Here is a 23815-nt window from a genome sequence, read left to right on the forward strand (position 1 = left end):
GCGCTGTCAAAACCGAAAAGCGCCTCGGCGGCGCGATTGAGCGACAGGATGCGACCCTGGCCGGACAGGATGATGATCCCGTCTGTCGCGGTATCGAGGATGGCGCGCAGCTCGGCTTCGCGCAGCCGCGCCTCCCGCAGAAGCCGTGCCGTGTCGTCGCTGTCGACGGCCTGCTCCCGTGCCGAGGCTGCTGGTGGTTCAGCGGCGACGGGCAGCGCCGGGGCGTGGGCTGGTGCTTCGGCGGTTGACATCGCCTCCGCGCCCCGATCGTCGGCTTTCGTAACGTCGCCAATCTCCATCTCGCTCGTTGGAACCGGGGGTGGCGTCGGAAGAAAGGCCTTGAGGTCGTTGGCGGATGCGCGCGGCAGACCGATCGGGCCGCCAAGAACGCGCGCAATGGTCCGCAGAGCCGCCGATTCGGATGGTTCGAGGCGACGATCAGGCGCGTGCGGCGTCGGGGTCACGGGGAAGCTGACGACATTGCTCGGCAGCTGCTCGTCAGGGCGATTATCCTCGCGCGCGGGTGCAATCGCAGCGTTCTGCGTGCCAGGCGCCTGCTCGCCTCCTGCTGCGGCATCAGGCATTGGTGCTTCGCCCACCCCCGGCGATCCGGCCGGCTCGATATCGCGCGCCTCAATGGTGCTGTCAGCCGCCACTATGTCGCTTGCCGGCGGATCGTCCGTTTGCTGATCATCCAGCACGACTTCACTCAGGCCGCGACCCGTACCAAACCCGCGAAAGCCGCCATTCTCGGCCGGTGCTGCCGACAAGTCGACATCAAGGCGCTGCGGACCGTCATCAAGCGGCCAGCCGAGGTGCAGGTCGGACCAGGCGTGACGCCGCGACAGGGCTTGCGCCAGCTCCTCGTGGCCGGTCATGTTGATGCGCCGGGCAAAAGCGGCAAACGTCTCATCGTCGATCGGCATGGCGCCGGCGCCAACCGCGCTTACGAAATCGCGGGAGACATAGGTGAGAACGCCATCGCCGTCAGTCTCCCACACGAATCGTAACGCCGTCTCATGACGGTCAACGATACGCTGTGCCCGCGGTGACAGAAGGGACGATGGCGCCACAATGTCCGGCGCGCCCATGGTGTCGGCGCGCGCGGCGATCAACGCTGCTGGCTCGGCCATGTCCTCGCCTGCCGCAACAGTCGCGATCTCATCTGGCGTTGGCAGCCCGGCGGCACTGTTGTCTTGCGCCGTGGTGGTGATGACATCCTGCCGTTCGCAAACAGTAACCGGTTCTGGCAGCGCATCTGCGGCTATCGGCGCCATATCGACACCAGCCTCAGCGGTCGCCGGCACACGCTCAGCGCCAGGAGCGGGCGGTTTCGTATCGGCACTGACCCCGCCTGCCACCGGGCCGAGGGCTTTCGCGCGCCCGACCGGCCGCCTGGTGGTCATAGGCTCGCTGCCCCTCACCACAAGCACCCGCGTTCCGCCGGCCAAGGTCAGCCGCGTCACCCTGGCGATGAACGGGCGCAATTGCCCGAAGGGCTGCAGGGGAAGACGCTCAAGCCGCGATGCGTCGCTCGCCAGACTGCGAAACAGGCGACGCAGCGCCGGCGCGACGACGTGTTTTGGCCAGTCGATGGCACGAAGCGCGGCGCGATCGGCAATGCCCCAGTAAAGGGCTGCGGCATCATTGGCATAAATCAGCCGGCCGTCATGATCGAAGGCAAAGCACGGATGAGGGCCGCGCGCGAAGCCTTCAAGCTCCCGCGGCAGGTCTTGCTCCTCCATGCCGTCAGTCGGGCTCATGCTCACCAACCGTCCTGTGGCCACCGGCAATCTCGACCTGCCAGCGCCTCTCCATCCCGTTCAATGTAGATAGCGCGCCCGGCACGCGCGGTCCATCGCCTCGTTAAGTTAGTGTTAACCTACGCATCTTGCTAGCGTTTTGCATAAAGTATCGTGCAATGCAAAAAATATGTTGCACTGCACAATAAACATTGATATCAGAAGCGGTACCGGGCGGCTGTCGCCCGCCCCACACGCTCAAGGAACATAGACATGGCCGCTCAGATGCCGCAGATGGAAATCCCCCCTCAGGTCCGCGAAATGGCGGAAAAGAGTGTAGACCAGGCGAAGAAAGCCTTCGACACCTTCGTTCAGCAGGCCCACAAGGCCGTGTCCACCATGGAATCCCAGGCAACGCAGATGCAGTCGGGCGCCAAGGATCTGAACGCCAAGGCCATGTCGTTTGCCGAAGCCAATATCGCTGCCGGCTTCACTTTCGCGCAGAAGCTGCTGCGCGCCAAGGATCTGACCGAAATCGCCTCGCTCCAGCAGGAATTCCTGCAGAGCCAGATGAAGACACTGACCACGCAGGCCAAGGAAATTGGCACCGTGACGTCGAAAATCGTCACCGAAGCTTCGAAGCCGCGCGTTTGATATCGAGGTGCAGTGCAAAATATATTGCACTGCACCATAATCCTTGCTACACGACCTTATTGTTGTCGTTACCCCCCGATCCCGGCAGTGCCCCTCTGATCTGGCCCTGTCATCACCACCTGCAAAATCAGTCCTCAGGAGAGAATCATGGCTGCCAAGAAAGAGACCAAGACTGCCGCCGCCTTCGAGATGCCGAAGTTCGATGCCGAGGTCTTCCAGATGCCGAAGATGGAAGTTCCCGAAGCCGTGCGCGAGGCCGCCGAAAAGGGCGTAGCCCAAGCGAAGGAAGCTTATGAGAAGCTGAAGGTCGCTGCCGAAGAGACCACCGAGCTCGTCGAAGACACCTACGCCACCTATACCAAGGGCGCTGCCGATCTCTCGGGCAAGGTTCTGGATTTCACCAAGCTCAACACGACGACCGTGTTTGATTTCGCCAAGGACCTGCTGGCCGTTCGCTCGGTCGCTGAACTCGTCGAGAAGCAGACCGCGTTCGCCCGTTCGCAGTTCGAAGTCATGACCGCCCAGACCAAGGAACTCCAGGGTCTGACGCAGTCGCTGGCCAACGACATCCAGGCTCCCGTGAAGGCTGCTGCCGAGAAGGCCATCAGCCAGTTCAAGAAGTCCGCCTGAAGGTAATATGGCGCCTGGCCAAAGCGCCGTGGCGACAAATTCTAATGAAGGAAAGCCCGGGTCGATCCCGGGCTTTTCTGTTCCAATCACGAAATGACACGCTGTCGCGCTTGAATTTCTCAGGCAGACAGCCTATTCAATCGCCCCGTCACGGGCAGCTGTAGCTCAGTTGGTTAGAGCGTCGGATTGTGGCTCCGAAGGTCGGTGGTTCAACCCCACTCAGCTGTACCATTTGCGCCGCGGTGTTGCCGTCAGGCCGCCGATGAGATCGTATCATCGGTGTTAACCCGGTTACGGCCGGAGTTTTTGGCCTCGTAAAGCGCCATGTCGGCGCGTTGCATCAGGCTTTCCAGCGTGCCGATCTTGCCTCCGAACGTCGCCACGCCAAAGCTTGCCGTGATCTGCGCGGTCGTACCGTCATCACCAATGGCACTCGTCGATGTTTCGAGCGTCGCCCGCAGACGTTCAGCCAGGCGATGTGCGCCGTCTAGCCCTGTTTGCGGCAGCAGGATGGCAAATTCCTCACCGCCAATTCTGCCAACCGAATCAATGCCCGTGCGCACGCCATCGGCAAGCAGCCCGGCAAGATGCTTCAACGCGCGATCGCCGCCCGCATGCCCGAATTTGTCGTTGATCGCCTTGAAGTGATCGGCGTCGACCAGGATCATGCTCAACTCGTTCTTGTACCGTTTGGCGGTCATCACGTGTTGCCGCGCCACTTCTTCAAAACCGAGGCGGTTCATGACGCCGGTCAGAAGATCAAAGCGCGCCACCCGCTTCAGCTCGGCCTCAAGTTCCACGCGCTTGGCCATTTCCTCGCTCAGCTTGGCGCGCGCCAGTTCGGCCTCGAAGGCAATTTCACTCAACTCCTCCGCCTGTGCGGCAAGGACTTGATTGGCATACGTCAATTCGGCTTTCTGGCGGTCAAGATCAAGCATCGCCTGCCTGTTCACCGAAATGTCGGTAATCGCCACCGCCACCCCGTCGCCAAGCGGGCTGGCCGTCACCTTCAGCCACCGTGTTCCCGTCGCGTCAATCCAGGAGATATCATGTGAGATCGTCGTTTGATCCCGCATGGCCGTGATAATGGCAGGCCACGCCTGGCTGTCGCGCAGCATGGGTGCAGCCTGTCCAAGGGGGACGCCTTCCAGCTCACTCAACGCAATACCGAGGATGGCGCTGGCACGCAGGTTAACCGTCTGCACAAAGGCATCGATCGGCACACCAGCATCATCGCGCACGCTCGTCGCTCCGATGATGCCATCATCGCTGGCTTCAAACAGCGCCTGCACCAGATCAATCTGGAAGGAGCGCACGCAGCCATAGGTCACCACTCCCAGACCTTCGCTGCCAACCCTGACCGGGAGTACCAGCCTCTCCCATAGATGGCGCTCATTGGTCTGAGACGTACGATGGAGCGAGAACAGCGGTTTGCCGCTGTCGATGGCCTGCCTTGCGGTTGCGGCCAGAAAGGTTCCGAGTTCCTCGCCAAGATGGGAGGTCTGCTGGCCGGTGAGGTCGAAGGACAGCGAAGCACTGAGTGCCGACCCGGCAAATCCATAAAGAAAATCGCCATTGGCTTGCGCAAACAGCACCGCCATCCAGTCGCGATAGGAATCAAGCTTCAAGGGATTGAAATCGCTGTAATGCGGCATGCCGTCCACCGCCATGTCGCGATAGAGGTCCAAAAGGCGCAGGAGCGATTTCGAACTTGCTCGCTGTTCGATATCATCTTGATAAGCAACGCTGTACATCGGCATCTCCCCGCTAACGGCTTACGAGAAGAAAACTAGCAATTCGCAAATATGCAGCCTGAGCGTGCATTTTCGTGCACTTATGGTGACCAAACCGTCAACGCCGTCACGCTTGGCGCCGATAGGGCGCAAACCATGACAAGCCCTCCTCGGTTCGTCCCCGTGGCCGGTATTCGCAACCGACATAGCCGGCATAGCCTTGCTGATCGAGCAGTGCGAACAGCGGATCGAAGCGGATTTCTCCGCTATCGGGCTCATGGCGGTCGGGTGGCCCGGCAATCTGCACATGGCCGGTGATATCGCTGTTGTCGAGGATAGCGCGTGACAGATCGCCTTCCATGATCTGGCGATGGTAGAGATCAAGCTGAAGACGGATATTCTTTGCCCCCACCGCCGCGATCGCCTGCCTCGCCTCGGCGCTGCGATTGATCAGGTAGCCTGGCATGTCGCGCGTGTTGATCGGTTCAAGCACGATCGTCACGCCAGCCGAGGCAGCGCGCGCGGCCACACGGGTCAGCGAAGCGACATAGCGCTCGAAAGCCTGATCGCGGTCTTTGTCAGCGACAAGACCTGCCATGACATGAATGGTTGGGCATTTCAGGTGATCGGCATAGAGGAGGGCCTGATCAAAGCCGCGGTCAAATTCACTCTCGCGCCCGGCAAGCGCGGCGATACCACGCTCTCCCTTGGCAAAATCGCCGGGCGGGGCATTGAAAAGCGCCAGCTGCAGATCATGGTCCCTCAGCTGCGCGGCGATATCCTGTGGCGCGAACTCATAGGGAAAGAGAAATTCCACCGCCGCAAATCCGGCGCGGGCGGCTGCGCCGAAGCGCTCCAGAAAGGCGTATTCAGTAAACATCATTGACAAATTGGCGGCAAAACGCGGCATGGTGGTTGTCCGATCACGAATTTCGGGCTGGGCTGCATGTCGGATTTTCGTGTAGCACATCGTCATGACCAACGACGAGACCAAGAGCGCCCCTGAGCCGTCGCAGCGGATGCTCCGCTTTGCTGTCCTCGATGTGGCGCGCGGTGTGGCTCTGATCGCCATGGCGATCTTTCACACCGGCTGGGATCTGTCGTTCCTCAACCTTTTTGGTGTCGATCTGTCGTCATCGACCCTGTGGATGGGCTTTGCCCGGGTGATCGCCTCGACCTTTCTCTTTATCGCGGGCGTGAGCCTGGTTCTGGCAACACGGCCACGGATCGTCTGGCCGGCCTTCGGGCGGCGCCTCGCCATCATCATGGTTGCCGCGCTCGCCGTCACACTTGGCACCCGGCTGGCGATTGGCGAAGCGTTTGTAGCCTTCGGCATTCTCCATCACCTTGTCTGTGCAAGCCTGATTGGCCTGGCCTTCCTGCGGCTGCCGCTCGCTATCGTTGCGATGGCCGTTCTCATCGCCTTATTGCTCCCTCTCGTCGTCGTTTTGCCGGGAAGCGGTTACGGCGTCGGGTATTTTCTGGGTTTTGCCCCAGATGGCCCGGCGAGTGTTGATTATGTGCCGCTTTTCCCGTGGCTGTCGGCCGGGCTCAGCGGCATTCTTGCCGCGCGTCTTGGATTATATCTGGCGCCTGATGGCTGGTGGACGCGCTGGCAGGCGGATCGTCCGCCCTTTCGCCTGCTTGCTTTGATGGGCCGCTGGTCGCTCGCCATCTACCTTCTGCATCAGCCGCTGATCTTTGGCGCCCTCATGCTGGTTGCGACGCTCCAGCCGCAACCGCCATCCCATGCCGATGGGCCGGCGGTGCAACGCTTTCACAATGAATGCCGCCGCGCCTGTATCGCTTTTGGGCGAACGGTGGATTATTGCGCCAGCGCGTGCACCTGCACGCAGGCATCGCTCGAACGAAACGGCCTGTGGCAGCAAACGCTCGACAACAGCTTGACGAGTGCTGGCAGCAACCGCGTTCAGGAGCTGGCGCGCGCCTGCGCCCCCTCGCCATAAGCCACGCACGGCTTCCATGCGCTCGTGACACTTGCCGGCACCATCAGAATTCTCCATCACCACTGGCATGAACACGCCACGATCCGTTGTCATTTCGCCATCAGGCCTGCGTCTAGGCGTTGCCTCGGTGATTGCCCTGCTTCCGGGCGTACTCGCTTTTGGGGTGAGTTTTGGTGCGGTTGCCGCCAAAATGGGCCTGAGCCTGGTGGATGCGGCGATGATGAGCGGGCTTGTGTTTGCGGGTGCGGCGCAATTTGTCGCCATCTCCGCCTGGCAGATGGATTGGACCTGGGCAGGCGCCATCACCATCTGTCTGCTGGTGGGCATCGTCAATTCGCGCCTTATCCTGATGGGCGCCTCGCTGCGCCCGACCTTCTCTGCCCTCGCGCCCGGTCCCGCCTACGGACTTCTCGCCCTCAATACGGACGCTTCATGGATCATGATGATGCGGCTTGAGGGCAAGACGGAACATGGCGATGTCGGTGCCTATGTCGGCGCAGCCGCTGCCTTGTGGGCCGGCTGGCTGCTCGCCACGATCGCCGGCTGGTGGCTTGGTGCGCTCATCTCTGACCCCAGACGCTACGCCCTTGATCTCGTGATGATCATCTTTTTCGCCTGCATTCTGGTGCCGCTATGGAAGGGACCGCGCAAGGCCCTGCCCTGGCTGGTGGCGCTGGCCGTTGCGCTGATCACACAGTCGGTGACATCAAGCCAGATCTATATCCTCTTCGGCTCATTGAGCGGCGCTATTGCGGGAGCGTTCCTTGACGAATGAAGCCATCAGCCTTGCGGTCATTCTCGCCATGGCGGCGACCACCTATGTCTGCCGCTCGTTTGGCTATTTTCTCATGGGGTATGTGCCGCTGACGCCACGCGTGCGGCGTGGCCTTGAGGCATTGCCGGGCGCCGTTGTCGTTTCAATCGTCGTCCCCGGAGCGGTTGCAGCCGGCCCGGCCGGCATTGCCGGCGTCATCGCCGGCATGGTTGTGATGGCGGTGACGCGCCACGACATTCTGGGATTGCTCGTCGGCTGCGCGGTGGCGGTTGGCGTGAGGTCCGCGGGGCTGTAACCTGCCGGTCAAACACTCGATAACAGACACTCAGCGGGGAAACGACATGGACGGGCAGATGACGGTCACCGGTGGCAAGCTTCTCGTTGACTGCCTGCTGGCAAACGGCGTCGACCGGGCCTATGGGGTGCCCGGCGAAAGCTATCTGGCGGTGCTCGACGCCCTTCATGATGCGCCAATCGCCCTGACGATTTCCCGCCAGGAAGGCGGGGCGGCGATGATGGCGGACGCTGACGCCCGCCTCACCGGACGCCCGGGTATCTGTTTCGTGACGCGCGGACCCGGCGCCACCAATGCCGCAGCCGGCATCCATATCGCCATGCAGGATTCGGTGCCGCTGATTGTGTTCATCGGTCAGGTGGAGCGCAGCTTTCTCGAGCGCGAGGCCTTTCAGGAGATCGACTACACCCATTTTTTCCAGCCGATCACCAAATGGGCGGCCGAAATCCGCGATCCCGCCCGCATTCCCGAATATGTCAACCGGGCCTTTGCTATCGCCACTTCAGGGCGCCCGGGGCCCGTCGTCCTGTCGCTGCCCGAGGACATGCTGACGGAACGCGTGGCAGCGCCGCACCTTTTGCCCTTCACTCCCGTCGAGCCGCAGATCGGGCTTGGTGATCTGGCAGCTTTGCGTCGCTTATTAGCGGGCGCCAGAAACCCGATTGCGATCTTAGGCGGCAGCGGCTGGAACCAGCTTGCCTCAGACCGCATGGCGCGTTTTGCCGAGAAATGGCAATTGCCGGTAATGGTGTCGTTTCGCCGCCAGCATCTGTTTGACCATCTGCATCCATGCTTCGCCGGCCATATCGGCATTGGTATCGATCAGGCATTGCGGGCGCGGATCGATGCCTGCGATGTTATCCTTCTCATCGGCGGCAAGATGTCGGAAATGCCGTCGCAGAGTTACACCTTGTTCGCAGTTCCCAATCCCAGGCAGACGCTCATCCACGTCCATGCCGGCGCAGAAGAGATCGGCAAGGTCTATCGCCCGGCGCTTGGCGTTGTTTCAGCTCCAGGTCCGCTGGCGGCGGCGCTTGACGGACTCGAGCCGCCGATCGGCGAGCCGGTGTGGGCGGGGAGCGCCGGAGCGGCGCATGACGCCTATCTCGCCTTTTCCGATGCCCCAGCCCCGATCCCCGGCAAGGTGCAGATGCGCGAGGTGATGGAAACCGTCCGCAGCTGCGTTCCAGCCGACACCATCATCGCCAACGGCGCCGGCAATTTCGCCGGCTGGCCCAATCGCTTCTACCGCTATCGCCGCTACGGCACGCAATTGGCGCCCACCTCCGGCTCCATGGGTTATGGCCTGCCGGCGGCGGTGGCGGCCAAATTGCGCCATCCCGAGCGTACCGTTTTATGCTTTGCCGGCGATGGCGACCTGCAGATGACCATCCAGGAGCTTGGCACCGCGGCGCAGTATGGCGCCGGCATCATCGTGCTGGTCATCGATAACGGGCTTTACGGCACCATCCGCATGCATCAGGAGCGTGAATATCCCGGCCGGCCGCACGGCTCCGACATCGTCAATCCCGATTTCGCGGCAATTGCGAGGGCGTATGGTTTTGCCGGCTTCACGGTGCGCGAAACCGAGGCCTTCGCGCCAGCCTTCGCCTCGGCTCTGACGTCGCCCAAGGGTGCGCTGATCCACATCATCATCGACCCTGAAGCCATCACCCCGACAACGACGCTGAGCAAGATCCGCGAGGCGTCGCTGGCAGCGAAGATGTAGTATGACGTAACGTTATCTTGCCTTGGCGTTTTTGACGCTCTTGAATGAAGCCTTTCCCCGGGGGGCGGGGTCGATAATTCGGGTTGTGGCGTGCGGGCAGAGAGCAGTGCGTGGGGCATCAATCAGCGCGTCGCGGCAATCGCTGCGCTGTGGCTGATGTGGGCTGGCTTGGCACAGGCGCGTGGCGATGAACTGACCATCCCCGGCCGCTTCAAGCAGGAAATCTCCACCTTTCTGTCGCCGTCCGAAAGCGCCTATGCCGAAGTCGCATGGAGCTGGACGCCTGATTTCAACTATGAGGCCGATGGCTGGCGGTTTCGCATCAGCAGCGCCGCCGGCCTCTTTCGCGACCGTAATCTGAGCGTTCAGCCACTCCTCATCCCCACCTATTATTACGAAGCGGCGGCGGGCTATCGCCAGCGCTTTGGCGATTGGACAACCACCAGCTGGATTGGCCTGCTGGGCGTCGAGGAAGTGGGATTTTCACTGTTCCAGCGTCTTGGCGTGCGGCTCACGGAACAGATCGTGTGGAGCGATAGCCCTGACTATTACGCCGCCCTCTTCCTGCGCTATGAAAGCGTGCGCAATGCTTTTTCAGCCGTCGCCAATGTCGGTTTTCTGACGCCTCTGGGCTTCAAATTCGGCCCCGAACTCGGCTTCAACGTGTCAGATGCCGGCACCGGTTATCGCTATGGTCTGGCGATCACCGGTTTTGAGTTTTTCGGTGCCGAGCTTGGCCTGTCGGCTGGTATCGGCCAGCGTGAGCGCGGTCGTCCCGACGCCTATGTGACTGCCTATGTCCATCGCCTGTTCTAAATCACGCAGCGCTCATGTAAGAAAATGTGTATACAACATCAATTTTATTGATGTCATTTAATAAGCGAAAAAGACTCAACAATTCCCGTTCTGGTCGCAGTCACGCGCACGAAAAATTGAATAAGTCTGACAAAAAAAGCTTCATATCTTGATTGAAACACCTATCTTCATTATCAAACCTCAGACAGTTCGTGGGGCGATAACCGATGACAGCTTCCTTATACAAATACGGCGAAGAGGCGTTAGGCTTTATCGATCACCTTAAAAACATAAACTCCCGCGAAGCGCTCCTCGGTGAATTCACAACATTTCTCGATGGATTTGGGTACTCGTCCTGGCTGATAACCGGCATACCACCCGAGGGGCACGATTTGTCCTCTTGCATTATTTTGAATGGCTGGAAGCCGGAATGGTACCGCTTGTATCTGAAAGAAAATTTCATCGATATTGATCCCTGCGCCCAGCATGCGGTTCACTCGGTCAACGCATTCCGCTGGACGGAGGCGCCATTTCAGCCTGGACGCGAAAAACCGCAACAACAGATCATGGATCTGGCGGCATCTTTCGGCATGCGACAGGGAATCTGTGTGCCCGTGCATAGTCTGGATGGATTTCAGGCCGCCGTCACAGTTGCCGGCTCCCAGCCCGATTCATCGTTCAAGGCCCTGTCCTGCCTTGGTCTTGTCGCGATGTTTGTTCATTCGCGAGCCGTCAGTTTTGGAAGCATCAAAAAGAAAAGCAAGCCTCTGTCTGTCCGTGAACGCGAAGTTTTATCCTGGACGTCACTGGGCATGAGCGCACAAGAGATTGGAGATAAAATCGGCATATCGACCGATTGTGTCGAGATGTATATCAAGCGCGCATCGATAAAATTAAATACAAAAGGGCGAATGCGCACAGTGATTGAGGCGTATAAAAGTGGTGAAATTAATATTTGTTGAGTCAATTCATTTTCAAAAATTACAATTATTTTTGAATATTGAAAAATAATCTATTTTATATATTAATTCGACTGAACAGTATCATTATTATAAAAAGTAACTGTTTTTGATGATCTGATCCCATTTTTCGGAACAGTCGCGATTGATCGTTTGTGATCTCCTCCAGCCCAGAGGAGAGAGCAATGATCCATGTGGTTACCAAAGCCAATCGCGCGATTTATCAAGAGCAAATGGAAGAACAATTCCATATTCGTCATGATATTTATGTAAAACAAAGAAAATGGATGGATCTGGATCGGCCGGATGGCCGAGAGATTGATCAATTCGACAATGATGATGCGACCTATCTTCTGATGCTGGAAGATAATCGTGTCATTGGCGGCTCACGTTTCGTGCCTACAATAAAACCACATTTGATGAGCGAAGTGTTTGCATTTCTGGCAAATGTTCGTGGCGTGCAGCGCGGGCACGATATCGTTGAATGGACGAGGATATTTATTGTTCCCGAAAAAAGAAGCGTATTTAATTTAAAAAAAATGTATGCCGGTGTATTGGAATATTGCCTTAATGAAGGTTTTAATACAATTACTATTGTAATGGAAACGTGGTGGATTCCAAGATTTCTTGAACTGGGCTGGGATGTCATTCCATTAGGGGAGCCAATGATGCACGATAATATGGAAATCATAGCGGTTATGGTTAATATTGAACAAGAAAAATACAATGAATTAAAATTTCATATAAAAGTAGATAATAATTTATTAATATACAATAATAAAAATATATAATAAGCGAATGAGGGGGCATATAATGGACAACGATAAAAGTGACAAAATAATATATGAAAACAAATTATTAAATGATATTGTAAAAATAAGAAAAGATGTAAAAGAAAAAGAATTGGTTGTCGTAGAATATTTACTCGATATGATTATGGTAGAATTGCTATTATTAAATAATAAGACTGTCAATAAATGAGCGAAATGCCAGCGCGCCGCGTTGCTCGCGCTGGTTATGTGCCAGATGGCATCAAAAATTGCGTTTTATTCGCATTGATATGGCCAGCCGGATGGCCACATGACGGCCTGTCTCCCTACAATCACGCCATCTCGCGCAGCGTCTCACGCGCAATGATGAGGCGCTGGATTTCGGATGTTCCCTCATAGATGCGGGTGATGCGGGCGTCCCTGGCATGGCGCTCGACGGGCGAGGAGCGCAGATAACCCGCCCCTCCGAACATCTGCACCGCCGTGTCGGTGGCACGACCCGCTGCTTCTGATGAAAAAAGCTTGGCGATTGAGGCGGCCTTGGCAAAGGGGAGCTTCGCCTCCTTCAGCCGCGCTGCATCCAGAATGAGGAGGCGGGAGGCGGCAAGATCAACTTCGCGGTCAGCCACCATCCATTGCAGGCCTTGGAATTCAGCAAGTTTCTTGCCGAATTGCTCCCGCTCCAGGAGATAGGCCTTGGCCTTGTCCATGGCAGCGCGCGCAATCCCCAGTGCCAGCGCCGCCACCCCGATGCGCCCGCCGGCGAGTTCCGCCACCGCCACCCGGAAGCCGTCATTCTCCTTGCCCATCATGGCGCTTGCCGGCACCCGGCATTGGTCAAAAGTCACCGGATTGGTTGATGAGCCGGCCTGGCCCGTCTTGTGTTCAGCCTTGCCGATCACAAGCCCCGGCGTACCGGCCTCCACCAGAAAACACGACACGCCCTTGCCTTTGGGAGCGTTGGGGTCGGTTACCGCCCACACCACAAACACGCCGGCATATTCAGCCGAGGTGATATAGAGTTTCTCGCCGTCCAGAACAAAATGATTGCCATCGCGCCGCGCTTTCGTCCGCAACCCCGCCGGATCGGAACCAGCGCCTGCTTCGGTCAGGCAGAAGGCGCCGGCGGAACAGGCGCCACTTGTCAGTTGCGGCAAATAGCGCTGGCGCTGTTCTGGCGAGCCGACCGTCTGGATGACTTCCGCCACCATGTTGGTCACCGAAGTGGTGACAGCGGTCGCGGCGCACGCATATCCCAGCTCTTCGATCGCCAGCGCGAAAGCGACCGTTCCCGCCTCGCTGCCGCCATAGTCACTGGTGACCGCAAGCCCCATGAAGCCGTTTTCGGCCAGGAGTTTCAGGTTGGCGAGCATTCCCTCCCGCCCCTCGCCAAGGTCGAGGCGCTCGGCCAAAGGCGCCAGGCGCTCATTGGCGATGCGGCGCGCCGTGTCGCGCACCATGATCTGCATCTCGCTCAGTCCCGATAGCAATTCTGTCACCGCACTCTTCCTGCTTTGCACAACCCGGTTGAGGTTGCTCCTGATCCGGTTTTGAGCATAGGCTGAGCAGCGCTTTGTCGCCTAGGGGTCTGGTGTCAGCCGCCAATCCCATTCCCGCGAGGACATCCATGACCCAGATCGCCATGCCACAGCCTGATCCGCTTATCCTGGCCAAGCGCGAGCGCATTATTGCCGGCTTGCAGGAGCGTGTGCCCGCGCAATGGGTGATCACCGAAGAGGATGAGCGCCGGCCCTATGAGACCGATGCGCTGACCGCCTATCGCCGCCTGCCGCTGGCGGTTGTACTGCCGGGCTCGACCGAGGAAGTCGCGGCCATATTGTCGTTCCTGTCACGCGAGCGGGTGAAGATCATTCCGCGCGGTGCCGGTACCTCGCTCTCGGGCGGCGCCCTGCCGCAGGAAGACGCGGTGGTGGTGGGTGTCGGGCGGCTGAACAAGGTGCTGGACGTCGATTTCGCCAACCGCACGGCGCGGGTCCAGAGCGGCATCACCAATCTGGCGGTAACCACCCATATTTCGCCCGATGGTTTCTTCTACGCGCCCGACCCCTCCTCGCAGCTCGCCTGCACGATTGCCGGCAACATCGCCATGAATTCAGGCGGCGCGCATTGTCTCAAATACGGCGTCACCACCAACAACATCCTGGGCGTGCGCATGGTGCTGCTGGATGGTACCATTGTCGATTTCGGTGGCGAGACGTTCGACCAGCCAGGCTATGACTGGCTGAGCCTCATCATCGGGTCGGAGGGCCAGTTCGGTATCGTCACCGAGGCAACCCTGCGCATCTTGCGCGCAGCCGAAGGGGCGCGCCCCTGCCTGCTTGGCTTTGACAAGGTGGAGGATGCCGGCGCCTGTGTCGCCGCCATCATCGCCTCGGGGATCATTCCGGTCGCAATCGAGTATATGGACCAGACCGCCATCAGGATCTGTGAGGATTTTGCTCATGCCGGCTATCCGCTCGATGTTGCCGCGATGCTCATCGTCGAGGTTGAGGGCGCGGATGCCGAGATCGACGTTCTGCTCACGCATATCGAAAAGGTGGCGCGTGAGCACGGGGCGCGGATCGTCAAAGTATCAAAGTCTGAGGCGGAGAGCGCCGCCATCTGGAAGGGCCGCAAATCGGCCTTTGGCGCCACCGGCCGCATTGCCGATTATCTGTGCATGGATGGCACGATTCCCACCGGCCAATTACCCTATGTGCTGAATCGCATCGGCGAGATTGTCGCCCATCACCGCCTCAGGGTCGCCAACGTCTTTCATGCCGGTGATGGCAACCTCCACCCGCTCATTCTGTTTAATGCCAATGATGATGACGAACTGGAGAGAGCCGAGCAGGCAGGCAATGAGATCCTTGAACTGTGCGTTGAGGTCGGCGGCTGTCTTACCGGCGAGCACGGCGTTGGCATCGAGAAGCGCGATCTGATGGAAAAGCAGTTCACTTCTGTCGATCTTGACCAGCAGATCCGGGTGAAATTGCTCTTCGACCCCGATTGGCTGCTTAATCCGGCGAAGGTATTTCCGCTGAACCTCCACCCTCTTCCGCTTGGTCGCGCCGCATGAGCGTATCGTCTCTCGCGCCACAAAATTCGCTTGAAGTGGCATCGATCGTTCGCGACGCTGCGGCAAGGCGTCAGGCAATCGAGATCATCGGCGGGGGCAGCAAGCGGGCGCTTGGCCGCCCGACTGACGCGGCAATCACAGTTGATGTGAGCGGGCTTTCCGGCGTCACGCTTTATGAGCCGGCCGAACTTGTGGTCAGTGCCCGGGCCGGCACGCCGCTGCAACACGTCACCGATCTTCTGGCGCAACAAGGTCAGATGCTGCCTTTCGAGCCGGCGGATTATCGCCCGCTGCTGGCAAGTACGGGGGAGCCTACCATCGGCGGCATGGTGGCTACCAATCTCTCCGGCCCGCGCCGTCTGCATGTCGGTGCCTGTCGTGATGCGATCATCGGTTGCAAATTCGTCAATGGCCGCGGCGAGGAGATCGTCTCGGGCGGGCGGGTGATGAAGAACGTCACCGGCTATGATATCGGTCGGGCCATGGCCGGGGCCTATGGCACGCTGGGCGTCCTCACCGAAATCACCTTCAAGGTTCTGCCGCGCGCTCACGCGACCCTGACGCTGGTCTACGAGGGGTTGAGTTGCGACAGGGCGGTGGCGTTGATGAGTGCGGCCGTCGCCTCGCCCTTTGAAGTCACCGCCGCCGCGCATATCGCTGAGGGGAATCACGCGCGCACCTGCCTGAGGCTTGAAGGGTTCGACGCTTCGATCACCTATCGCGCCGGGCGCCTGATTGAGGATCTCGCTGAATACGGACAGCCGCAGCGCCTCGATACGGCGCCAAGCCAGGTGCTGTGGCGCGAGATCGGCGAGGCGCGGTCCATCATCGGGCCTGCTGACCATGTCGTCTGGCGCCTGCAGCTGCCGCCAAGCCGCAGCGCCGCCCTGGTCAATTCCCTGCGGGCGATGATGGACGTAAGCGTTCTGTATGATTGGGCGGGCGGCCTGGTCTGGCTGTCGCATGCGGCGGGCGATGATATGACGGCAGTCCGCACGGCAGCAAAAGCCGGTGGCGGCCACGCGACACTCATCCGCGCTGGTGAAGCCCTGCGCCGCCGCGTCGCTCCATTCGAGCCTCAGGCGACGGCGGTTGAAAAACTGGCGCGCGGCCTGAAGCAGGCCTTCGATCCGGCGGGTATTCTCAATCCCGGCCGCATGTATGCGGGGATATAATCATGCAGACGTCATTCTCGCTCGCCCAGCTGGCCGATTCCGACACACGCGAATCCGAAAAGATCCTGCGCACCTGCGTTCATTGCGGCTTCTGCACCGCCACCTGTCCGACCTATCTGCTGCTGGGCGATGAACTCGACAGCCCGCGCGGGCGCATCTACCTCATCAAGGATATGCTGGAGAACGGCAAGAAGGCGACGGTCGAGGTGGCACGCCATGTCGATCGTTGCCTCTCCTGCCTGTCCTGCATGTCGACCTGCCCGTCGGGCGTCCATTACATGCATCTCGTCGACCATGCGCGAAAGCACATCGAAGAGACGCTCCCGCGCCCCTTCGCTGACCGCTTGATGCGCGCCGTTCTGGCGACGGTTCTGCCCCGCCCCGAACTCTTCCGCCTGTCGCTCTTTGCCGCAAGGCTGGCAAGGGTGACGAGCCCGCTTCTCGCTGCCCTGCCGTTCCAGTGGGCAAAACGCACCGTTGCCATGTTGGCGCTCGCGCCCGACACGGTGCCGATGCGCTCGCCCTATAGCGAGCCGGTGACGATCGTTCCCGAAGGCCCGCCTCAGGGGCGGGTTGCCATGCTGCGCGGCTGTGCCCAGGGGGTGTTGGCGCCCGAAATCAATGAGGCGGCTGTGCGCCTCCTCACCCGTCATGGCATTGAAGTGGTATTTGCTGAAGGCGAGGGGTGCTGCGGCGCGCTCGTTCATCACATGGGCAAGCAGGAGGCCTCACATGACCAGGCGCGACGCAACATCGATGCATGGATCAGCGAGATGGACGGACAAGGCCTCGATGCCATCCTCATCACCGCTTCGGGGTGCGGCACGACGGTGAAGGATTACGGCTTCATGTTCCGTGATGATAATGCCTATGCGCAAAAGGCGGCGCGCGTGGCGGCCATCACCCGCGATGTCTCCGAATATGTGCTGACGCTTGATGTACAGCCCCCCACCATGCCTTCCCGGCTGGTGGTCGCCTATCATTCGGCGTGCTCGATGCAGCACGGCCAGCAGATCAAAACCACGGCGCAGGGCTTGCTGCGCAAGGCAGGCTTTGTCGTCAAGGAGGTGCCCGAGGGGCATATCTGCTGCGGCTCAGCCGGCGTTTACAATATTCTTCAACCTGAAATCGCCGGACGTTTGCGTGAGCGCAAGGCCGCCAATATTGCCAAGGTGACGCCAAGTGTGGTGGCCACCGGCAATATCGGCTGCATGACGCAGCTGGCGGGCGCCGTCGGCGTGCCGGTTCTCCACACCGTGGAACTGCTCGACTGGGCGAGCGGCGGCCCCTTGCCGCGCAAGCTGATGAAAAATGCGCTCTTGGCTCAGCACGGCTGACGGGGATTTTGCGGAAGAGAGTTTTGCAATGCTTGCGGCGAACCTGGCAAAGACGTATTGGCATGCCAGGTATCGCCGTCGGGGGCGCCACAGGCAAACCCGGGACTGTGCGCAGTAAGGAGCCTCTCTCCATGACCGCCGTCGCCACCCCGCTTGGAGTAAGTATTCTGGGCCCCATCGGTCCGCGCTACGACGAGGTTCTGACGACCGAGGCGCTCGCCTTTCTGGCTGATCTCCACCGCACCTTCGAGGGCGAGCGGCGGGCGCTGATGAAAGCCCGCGACGATCGCCAGCGCCGGTTTGACATGGGCGAACTGCCGATTTTCCTGCATGAGACCCGCGACATCCGCGAGGATGACTGGAAAGTGGCGTCAATTCCCGCCGATCTGCAGGATCGCCGCGTCGAGATCACCGGCCCGGTCGACCGCAAGATGGTCATCAACGCGCTCAATTCGGGCGCCAAGGTGTTCATGGCTGATTTCGAGGACGCCAACGCGCCGTCCTGGTCAAACAACATCGACGGCCAGATCAACCTGAAGGATCGCTGGGCAGGCAGCCTCGCCTTCACTGACCCTTTGAGTGGCAAGGCTTACAGGCTGAAGGAGCGCGTCGCCGTTCTCATTGTCCGCCCGCGCGGCTGGCATTTGATGGAAGCGCATATGACAGTGGATGGCGTTCCCATCGCCGGCGCTTTCTTTGATTTTGGCCTCTATCTTTTTCTCAATCACCAGGCAATCAGCCGCCACGGCACCGCGCCCTATTTCTATCTGCCGAAGCTTGAGAGCCATCACGAAGCGCGGTTATGGAACGCGGTATTCGTGCGGGCCCAGCAGATGCTGGGGATGAAGCCGGGCACGATCAAGGCGACCGTCCTCGTTGAAACCCTGCCCGCCGCCTTCGAGATGGATGAGATCCTCTACGAAATGCGCGACCATATCGTCGGGCTCAATTGCGGGCGCTGGGACTACATCTTTTCCTTTATCAAAAAACTGTCGAAGAACCCGTCCTTCCTCATGCCTGATCGCAATCAGGTGGTGATGGGCAAGGATTTTCTTGGCGCCTATGCGGCGCTGCTGGTCAAGACCTGCCATCGCCGCGGTGCCTTTGCGATGGGTGGCATGGCAGCGCAGATCCCTGTGAAAAATGACAAATCGGCCAATGATGAGGCGTTCGCGACGGTCAAGGCCGACAAGGAGCGCGAAGTGCGCGAGGGTCATGACGGTACCTGGGTCGCCCATCCCGATCTGGTGCCGGTTGCAGCTGAAGTCTTCGACCGCATGCTGCCTGAGGCCAACCAACTTGCTAATCTGCGCGCTGACGTGCGGGTCAGACCGGAGGATTTGCTTCGCGTGCCGCACGGCACCCGCACTGAAGCGGGTCTGCGCGAGAATATCCGCGTCGGTGTGCAGTACATCGAGGGCTGGCTGCGCGGTCGCGGCGCCGTCCCGCTCTATAACCTGATGGAAGATGCCGCCACCGCCGAAATCTCGCGCGCCCAGATCTGGCAGCAGCTCCAGCATCAGGCGATGCTGGATGACGGGCGTCAGGTGACGATTGCCCTCTTTCTTGATCTCCTGCGCGATGAAATGACGCAGTTGCGCCACGCCCTGACGCCAGTGGCCTATGATGCCGGGCGCTTTCCCGAGGCGATCCGCCTCTTTCGTGAGCTGACGATGGCCGACAGTTTCGAAAGCTTCCTCACCGTTCCGGCCTATAAATTGCTCGGCTGACCTGATTATTCGAGTGATGAACAGCGCGCTGGTCTGGTTCACACCATGTCTGTTGCATTTTGGTGCAACCACACCGCGCCGCCGCAAGCCGTCCTTCACCGTTTGAAGAGGAAGCTCGGTTAAGGTTACCATCGTCGCTGGTCAAGAAATGGCCATGGATGCGGGGCATGGTTTCCCGGGGTTGAGTAATGTTGCGTGGAGTATGGTCCATGATGATCAGGACCCCTTTTGTTGCCGGCGCCCTGGCGCTGTTTGCTGGCGCCCTCATGTGTTGGGTCGGTGGGGGAACCAGCCCCGCCCAGGCCCAGACCTATTACCGTCCCCATGCCGGTTATAATGAGCGCGTTGTTGTTGTGCGCCCGCCAGCCTACCGCCATGGCGAGCCGCGGTTCTATCTCCCCTTCCTGAAACCATCCCAGGTTTATGAAGAGCCAGCGCCGCAATATGGCGGCGCCTATGCCACCGCGCCGTCAGGGCGCCGGGTCTTTTACGTGCCGGCGCCGCGCGAGGTGGAAGACACCGAGGATGACGACACGATCCTGCAGGCTGCACCACCTCAGCCAAACCCGCCCGCTGGCAATCGCACCTCATCTGCGGTCGATCCACGCTTCCGCAAGCAAGTGGTTCCCTATAGCGGTCCGCACAAACCGGGCACGGTTGTCATCAATTCGAGCGAGCGCCATCTCTATCTCGTGCAGGATGACGGCACGGCGCTGCGCTATGGCATCGGGGTCGGGCGCGAGGGCTTTGGCTGGCGCGGCGACACATCAGTGAGCCGCAAGGCGGAATGGCCGGATTGGCGCCCGCCTGCCGAGATGATCGCGCGCCGCCCTGATCTGCCGCGCTTCATGCCGGGCGGGCCGTCAAATCCGCTGGGGGCACGCGCGCTTTATCTCGGTTCCTCGCTCTATCGCATTCATGGCACCAATGAACCGCACACCATCGGCAAGGCGGTGTCGTCGGGCTGCTTCCGCATGATCAATGATGATGTCGTCGATCTCTATTCACGCGTCGGCGTGGGCGCACGCGTCGTCGTCAACTGAGGCTGTGATACGCCTCAAAGGAAAGGCCGCCGGGATCACCGGCGGCCTCTTTTATGGTGTGAATTGAACGATGAGCGCGCTCAGGCGTCCGAACTGTCGTAGCCGCCGCTGTCAAAGCTGCCGGAATCGTCATTGCCTGTATCGCCTGGATCGTAAGCTGCCTGATGTACGGGTGCATCAGAGCCACGACTGATATCGGGATCGACATAGGACGAGCCCGGTGTTGGCGCAATCGAGCTTGTGTCCATGCCGGCAAGCGATTGATTGCTGCCGCCGTGATTCGAGAAGGCGTTGCCGAGCGCGTTGGCAATCATCATGCCGCCGGCAACGCCAAGTGCCGTTGTTGCCGCGGATGCCAGGAAACCACCGCCGGCAGGCGCTGCTGCCTGTCCCCCCCACGGGCCTGCTTGCGGCGGTGGAGCGCCATAGCCAGGAGATGGCGGAGCGCCATACCCGGCCTGCTGGCTCCACGGCCCGCCTGGCCGGGCCTGCGGCGGGGGAGGGGCCGCGGCCTGACCACCACCGAAAATGCCCGACAGGAAGCCGCCCGATTGCGGGCGCGCTGCCCTCGCCTGCTCAAGCTCGCCCTGCACCTCCTGCAAACGCTGCTGGAGACTGAGAAGGGCCTGTTCCTGCGCATAGATCTGCTGCGCCATGATGTAGGGCGCATAGGGCTGCTGCTTCAGCCGCTCAGCGATGAGGGCTTCCGCCAGCGGGTCGCGGCTAGACGTTTCGGCCTGCCGAAGGCGGTCAAAAATGCCAAGAATGACGTCGCGTTCCTGCGGGGTCATTGTGTGCTCGTGTCCCTGATGGGCCGCGCGGGATGCGCGGCGTGACTGAGAATACATAGATACGAAAGTCTAAGAGCGCCAGAGTGTGCCGCAAAATAAGCAGCGAAGCGATTGCAGACGGTTCATTAACCATTTTTTGCAGAAAACGCAGGGCGATCAGCCGCATTTTCGAAATTTCATAAACGGCGCGGCAATCTTAACCGGGAATTGAGAAGGCATCCCTAGATTGCAATCATCATCTTGGAGTTGCGTCTATGAGCCTGCCGTTGCGTCGCGTGTTTCGTATCGAGGAGAGCGGCAAGGCCGCGCCGTCTGCTGACCGTATGGCGACCATGCGCCACACCGAGCTTCTGGACAAGCTTGAGCAGCTGGCCGAGGAATTTCGTAACGCCAAGATCACCAGTGCCAACGAAGCTCCGGCACAGGTGATTGACCAGGGCGCCCGCGAAATGATCGATTTCTGCAAGGTGGAGCTTGATGAAGCCCGCCGCATGAAGGCAGAGCTCACCAGCATCCGCGAGGCGATTGATCTCACCAAGCAGGAAATCGCCGCGCTTCATGTGTCCAATCAGACCGGCGGTGCGATGCATCGTGTTTCCGATGAGCTGGACGCCATCGTCGATGGTACGGAATCGGCGACCAACACCATTCTGACCGCAACCGAGAAGATCGAGACGAACGCCCATAATCTCGCCGCCAAGCTCAAGGGTGACGATCAGGGCATGGCGCTCGACATCCAGGAAAATATCCTGCGCATATTCGAAGCCTGCAATTTCCAGGATCTCACCGGCCAGCGCATCCAGAAGATCGTCAACGTGCTGCGCTTTGTCGATGAGCGGGTCACGCAGATGATGGATATCTGGGGTGGCATGGAAGAGTTCGAACAGGTCAAGCCGGCGATGCGCGAGGAAGAGCTGGACGAGGAAGCTCATCTTCTCAACGGCCCGGCTCTGCCCGATGATGGCGGCCGCGCCAGCCAGGATATGATCGACGCCCTCTTCGATTGATCGCCTCGCGGCGCTTGCCGCCACGATGGATAGCGTTTATCCCCGCGCGTGAAGAGTGAGCGCGGGGATAAATGTCGCAAAAACCAGCCAAGCCACAGCGTCTGAAGGCGCGCCTGCCGCGCGGGCTCGCCGATCGCCCGGCGTCGGAATTGCGCGCCACCGACGCCATGCTGGGCAAAATCCGCAAGGTCTATGAACTTTACGGCTTCGAGCCGGTCGAAACCCCGTTTATCGAGTATACCGAGGGCCTCGGCAAATTCCTGCCCGATCAGGACCGCCCGAACGAGGGCGTGTTCTCCTTTCAGGACGATGACGAGGCCTGGCTCAGCCTGCGCTATGATCTGACGGCACCCTTGGCGCGCTATGTCGCCGAAAACTTCGAGGCGCTCGCCAAACCCTATCGCAGCTATCGCCTCGGCTGGGTGTTCCGAAACGAAAAGCCGGGGCCGGGGCGCTTTCGCCAGTTCATGCAGTTTGATGCCGACACGGTGGGGTCAGGCTCGCCAGCGGCGGATGCTGAAATCTGCATGATGGCGGCCGACGCGCTGGAAGCGCTCGGCATCCCGCGCGGCCAGTATGTGATCAAGGTCAATAACCGCAAGATCCTCGACGGCGTGATGGAGGCAATCGGCCTTGGCGGCGAGGAGAATGCCGGGCGAAGGCTGACCGTGCTCAGGGCGATTGACAAGGCGGATAAGTTCCCCTGGGAGGAGGTCACCAAGCTTCTCGGGTCCGGCCGGCTCGACGAGAGCGGCGACTTCACCAAGGGAGCAGGGCTGGCAGAAAACGAGATCGCGGCCATTCACGCCTATCTTCATGCGTCGGTGCAGGTCGACGGCGCTCTGTTTCTTGTCAGAATGGCATCCCCTCAGATTGATCAATCCTTCTCCGCTATCGCGGCCTATCGCGAGGGTATAGCTGAAATTCAGGACATGTTTGGCTTGATCCAGGCGGCCGGGTACGGTCCAGATCGCATCAAAGCCGATTTCTCCGTCGTCCGTGGCCTTGAATATTACACCGGCCCGGTCTTCGAGGCTGAACTCCTCTTCGAGGTGAAGGATGAGAAGGGCAATCCCGTGCGCTTTGGCTCGGTCGGTGGCGGCGGTCGCTATGACGGGCTAGTCGGCCGCTTCCGGCCTGAACCTGTGCCGGCAACCGGTTTTTCAATCGGCGTCTCGCGGCTTGCGGCAGCGCTCAAAGTCCTTGGCCGCCTTGATGGTCTTAATGCGCCGGGCCCCGTGGTGGTGACAGTTTTCGACAAGGATCGCCTTGCTGATTATCAGTCGATGGTGGCACGTCTGCGCGCCGCCGGCATTGCGGCTGAGATGTATCTCGGCTCTGCTGGCCTGAAAGCCCAGATGAAATATGCCGACCGCCGCAAAAGCCCCTGCGTCATCATTCAGGGTGGCGATGAAAAGGCTGCCGGTAAAATCCAGATCAAGGATCTGATCGAGGGAGCGAAGGCCGACGAGGCGATTGTAAGCCACACTGAGCGCAAAGAGCAGCGCCCGGCCCAGATCGAGGTCGACGAAAGCGCGCTGGTTGAGAGCGTGCAGGCCATCCTCGCCCGTCATTTTCCTGCTGCCGGCTGACGGGTTGCGCCG

The 23815-nt window shown here is 60.0% G+C and carries 22 protein-coding genes and 1 tRNA gene; 18 read left to right on the forward strand and 5 right to left on the reverse strand.

The genetic code is table 11. The features are described 5' to 3' along the window. Positions 1–1763: PAS domain-containing protein (locus tag ACINK1_RS04515; protein WP_395760007.1), on the reverse strand; the 1763-nt coding region annotated here is incomplete at its 3' end. Between the two features lie 252 nt (positions 1764–2015). Between ACINK1_RS04515 and ACINK1_RS04520 the strand changes: the two genes are divergently transcribed. From ACINK1_RS04520 to ACINK1_RS04530, 3 genes are all read left to right on the forward strand, one after another. Further along, on the forward strand, positions 2016–2396 hold the full coding sequence (locus tag ACINK1_RS04520; RefSeq protein ID WP_376802190.1) for a phasin: 381 nt from the start codon (positions 2016–2018) through the stop codon (positions 2394–2396). 147 nt (positions 2397–2543) lie between these two features. Further along, positions 2544–3026, forward strand: a complete 483-nt coding sequence (locus ACINK1_RS04525; RefSeq protein WP_376802191.1) for a phasin — start codon at positions 2544–2546, stop codon at positions 3024–3026. Between the two features lie 154 nt (positions 3027–3180). Then, positions 3181–3257: transfer RNA gene (locus ACINK1_RS04530), tRNA-His, on the forward strand. 20 nt (positions 3258–3277) lie between these two features. Here the strand turns inward: ACINK1_RS04530 and ACINK1_RS04535 are convergent. Continuing rightward, a complete protein-coding gene (locus tag ACINK1_RS04535; protein ID WP_376802192.1) occupies positions 3278–4780 on the reverse strand; it encodes a GGDEF domain-containing protein in 1503 nt (500 codons plus the stop codon). Positions 4781–4886: 106 nt separating this feature from the next. Next, entirely contained in the window at positions 4887–5669 is a 783-nt protein-coding gene (gene otnI / locus ACINK1_RS04540; RefSeq protein WP_376802344.1) for a 2-oxo-tetronate isomerase, read from the reverse strand. Between the two features lie 64 nt (positions 5670–5733). Here otnI and ACINK1_RS04545 point away from each other — a divergent pair, with 64 nt between their 5' ends. From ACINK1_RS04545 to ACINK1_RS04580, 8 genes are all read left to right on the forward strand, one after another. Then, positions 5734–6726 (forward strand): DUF1624 domain-containing protein, encoded by a 993-nt coding sequence (locus tag ACINK1_RS04545; protein WP_376802193.1) that lies wholly within the window; start codon positions 5734–5736, stop codon positions 6724–6726. Between the two features lie 67 nt (positions 6727–6793). Then, positions 6794–7501, forward strand: a complete 708-nt coding sequence (locus tag ACINK1_RS04550) for an AzlC family ABC transporter permease (protein WP_376802194.1) — start codon at positions 6794–6796, stop codon at positions 7499–7501. Beyond that, a complete protein-coding gene (locus ACINK1_RS04555) occupies positions 7491–7796 on the forward strand; it encodes an AzlD family protein (protein WP_376802195.1) in 306 nt (101 codons plus the stop codon). The genes ACINK1_RS04550 and ACINK1_RS04555 overlap by 11 nt, the downstream gene beginning before the upstream one ends. Before the next feature lie 46 nt (positions 7797–7842). Beyond that, positions 7843–9525: a thiamine pyrophosphate-binding protein gene (locus tag ACINK1_RS04560; RefSeq protein WP_376802196.1), complete on the forward strand. Its 1683-nt coding sequence runs from the start codon at positions 7843–7845 to the stop codon at positions 9523–9525. Positions 9526–9615: 90 nt separating this feature from the next. Then, a complete protein-coding gene (gene bcsS, locus ACINK1_RS04565) occupies positions 9616–10341 on the forward strand; it encodes a cellulose biosynthesis protein BcsS (protein ID WP_376802197.1) in 726 nt (241 codons plus the stop codon). Positions 10342–10547: 206 nt separating this feature from the next. Continuing rightward, on the forward strand, positions 10548–11282 hold the full coding sequence (locus ACINK1_RS04570) for a LuxR family transcriptional regulator (RefSeq protein WP_376802198.1): 735 nt from the start codon (positions 10548–10550) through the stop codon (positions 11280–11282). Between the two features lie 182 nt (positions 11283–11464). Beyond that, positions 11465–12070, forward strand: coding sequence for an acyl-homoserine-lactone synthase (locus ACINK1_RS04575; protein WP_395760008.1), 606 nt, complete (start codon positions 11465–11467; stop codon positions 12068–12070). Between the two features lie 22 nt (positions 12071–12092). Further along, positions 12093–12260: a hypothetical protein gene (locus ACINK1_RS04580; protein ID WP_376802200.1), complete on the forward strand. Its 168-nt coding sequence runs from the start codon at positions 12093–12095 to the stop codon at positions 12258–12260. A gap of 121 nt (positions 12261–12381) precedes the next feature. On the opposite strand, the gene ACINK1_RS04585 is transcribed toward ACINK1_RS04580, so the two are convergent. Continuing rightward, the gene (locus ACINK1_RS04585) at positions 12382–13548 is read right to left on the reverse strand and encodes an acyl-CoA dehydrogenase family protein (protein ID WP_376802201.1); all 1167 of its coding nucleotides are present in this window, start codon (positions 13546–13548) and stop codon (positions 12382–12384) included. A gap of 128 nt (positions 13549–13676) precedes the next feature. On the opposite strand from ACINK1_RS04585, the gene ACINK1_RS04590 reads away from it, so the two are divergent. From ACINK1_RS04590 to ACINK1_RS04610, 5 genes are all read left to right on the forward strand, one after another. Next, entirely contained in the window at positions 13677–15128 is a 1452-nt protein-coding gene (locus tag ACINK1_RS04590) for an FAD-linked oxidase C-terminal domain-containing protein (RefSeq protein ID WP_376802202.1), read from the forward strand. Then, entirely contained in the window at positions 15125–16303 is a 1179-nt protein-coding gene (glcE, locus tag ACINK1_RS04595) for a glycolate oxidase subunit GlcE (RefSeq protein WP_376802203.1), read from the forward strand. The genes ACINK1_RS04590 and glcE overlap by 4 nt, the downstream gene beginning before the upstream one ends. A 2-nt stretch (positions 16304–16305) precedes the next feature. After that, entirely contained in the window at positions 16306–17640 is a 1335-nt protein-coding gene (glcF, locus tag ACINK1_RS04600; RefSeq protein WP_376802204.1) for a glycolate oxidase subunit GlcF, read from the forward strand. A 131-nt stretch (positions 17641–17771) separates the two neighbouring features. After that, entirely contained in the window at positions 17772–19370 is a 1599-nt protein-coding gene (gene aceB, locus ACINK1_RS04605; RefSeq protein ID WP_376802205.1) for a malate synthase A, read from the forward strand. 209 nt (positions 19371–19579) lie between these two features. Then, positions 19580–20413: a L,D-transpeptidase gene (locus ACINK1_RS04610; RefSeq protein ID WP_376802206.1), complete on the forward strand. Its 834-nt coding sequence runs from the start codon at positions 19580–19582 to the stop codon at positions 20411–20413. Positions 20414–20493: 80 nt separating this feature from the next. Here ACINK1_RS04610 and ACINK1_RS04615 read toward each other — a convergent pair whose 3' ends face one another. Next, positions 20494–21204, reverse strand: coding sequence for a DUF2076 domain-containing protein (locus tag ACINK1_RS04615; protein ID WP_376802207.1), 711 nt, complete (start codon positions 21202–21204; stop codon positions 20494–20496). A 254-nt stretch (positions 21205–21458) separates the two neighbouring features. On the opposite strand from ACINK1_RS04615, the gene ACINK1_RS04620 reads away from it, so the two are divergent. Together ACINK1_RS04620 and hisS are read left to right on the forward strand one after the other, a co-directional pair. Next, positions 21459–22211 (forward strand): protein phosphatase CheZ, encoded by a 753-nt coding sequence (locus ACINK1_RS04620; RefSeq protein WP_376802208.1) that lies wholly within the window; start codon positions 21459–21461, stop codon positions 22209–22211. A gap of 71 nt (positions 22212–22282) precedes the next feature. Next, positions 22283–23803 (forward strand): histidine--tRNA ligase, encoded by a 1521-nt coding sequence (gene hisS, locus ACINK1_RS04625; protein WP_376802209.1) that lies wholly within the window; start codon positions 22283–22285, stop codon positions 23801–23803. Positions 23804–23815 lie beyond the last annotated feature (12 nt).

It is taken from the genome of Raskinella chloraquaticus (SeqCode), assembly GCF_021731865.1.
GTDB classification, from domain to species: domain Bacteria; phylum Pseudomonadota; class Alphaproteobacteria; order Rhizobiales; family UBA4765; genus Raskinella; species Raskinella chloraquaticus.

Bases quoted from the DNA above. Each gene is read 5' to 3' on its own strand.
- ACINK1_RS04560 (WP_376802196.1), top strand. From the start codon at position 7,843: ATGGACGGGCAGATGACGGTCACCGGTGGCAAGCTTCTCGTTGACTGC.
- ACINK1_RS04570 (WP_376802198.1), top strand. From the start codon at position 10,548: ATGACAGCTTCCTTATACAAATACGGCGAAGAGGCGTTAGGCTTTATC.
- ACINK1_RS04525 (WP_376802191.1), top strand. From the start codon at position 2,544: ATGGCTGCCAAGAAAGAGACCAAGACTGCCGCCGCCTTCGAGATGCCG.
- ACINK1_RS04615 (WP_376802207.1), bottom strand. From the start codon at position 21,204: ATGACCCCGCAGGAACGCGACGTCATTCTTGGCATTTTTGACCGCCTT.
- glcF (WP_376802204.1), top strand. From the start codon at position 16,306: ATGCAGACGTCATTCTCGCTCGCCCAGCTGGCCGATTCCGACACACGC.
- hisS (WP_376802209.1), top strand. From the start codon at position 22,283: ATGTCGCAAAAACCAGCCAAGCCACAGCGTCTGAAGGCGCGCCTGCCG.
- ACINK1_RS04620 (WP_376802208.1), top strand. From the start codon at position 21,459: ATGAGCCTGCCGTTGCGTCGCGTGTTTCGTATCGAGGAGAGCGGCAAG.
- otnI (WP_376802344.1), bottom strand. From the start codon at position 5,669: ATGCCGCGTTTTGCCGCCAATTTGTCAATGATGTTTACTGAATACGCC.
- glcE (WP_376802203.1), top strand. From the start codon at position 15,125: ATGAGCGTATCGTCTCTCGCGCCACAAAATTCGCTTGAAGTGGCATCG.
- ACINK1_RS04545 (WP_376802193.1), top strand. From the start codon at position 5,734: ATGACCAACGACGAGACCAAGAGCGCCCCTGAGCCGTCGCAGCGGATG.
- ACINK1_RS04550 (WP_376802194.1), top strand. From the start codon at position 6,794: ATGAACACGCCACGATCCGTTGTCATTTCGCCATCAGGCCTGCGTCTA.
- aceB (WP_376802205.1), top strand. From the start codon at position 17,772: ATGACCGCCGTCGCCACCCCGCTTGGAGTAAGTATTCTGGGCCCCATC.
- ACINK1_RS04520 (WP_376802190.1), top strand. From the start codon at position 2,016: ATGGCCGCTCAGATGCCGCAGATGGAAATCCCCCCTCAGGTCCGCGAA.
- ACINK1_RS04610 (WP_376802206.1), top strand. From the start codon at position 19,580: ATGATGATCAGGACCCCTTTTGTTGCCGGCGCCCTGGCGCTGTTTGCT.
- ACINK1_RS04590 (WP_376802202.1), top strand. From the start codon at position 13,677: ATGACCCAGATCGCCATGCCACAGCCTGATCCGCTTATCCTGGCCAAG.
- ACINK1_RS04580 (WP_376802200.1), top strand. From the start codon at position 12,093: ATGGACAACGATAAAAGTGACAAAATAATATATGAAAACAAATTATTA.
- ACINK1_RS04575 (WP_395760008.1), top strand. From the start codon at position 11,465: ATGATCCATGTGGTTACCAAAGCCAATCGCGCGATTTATCAAGAGCAA.
- ACINK1_RS04535 (WP_376802192.1), bottom strand. From the start codon at position 4,780: ATGTACAGCGTTGCTTATCAAGATGATATCGAACAGCGAGCAAGTTCG.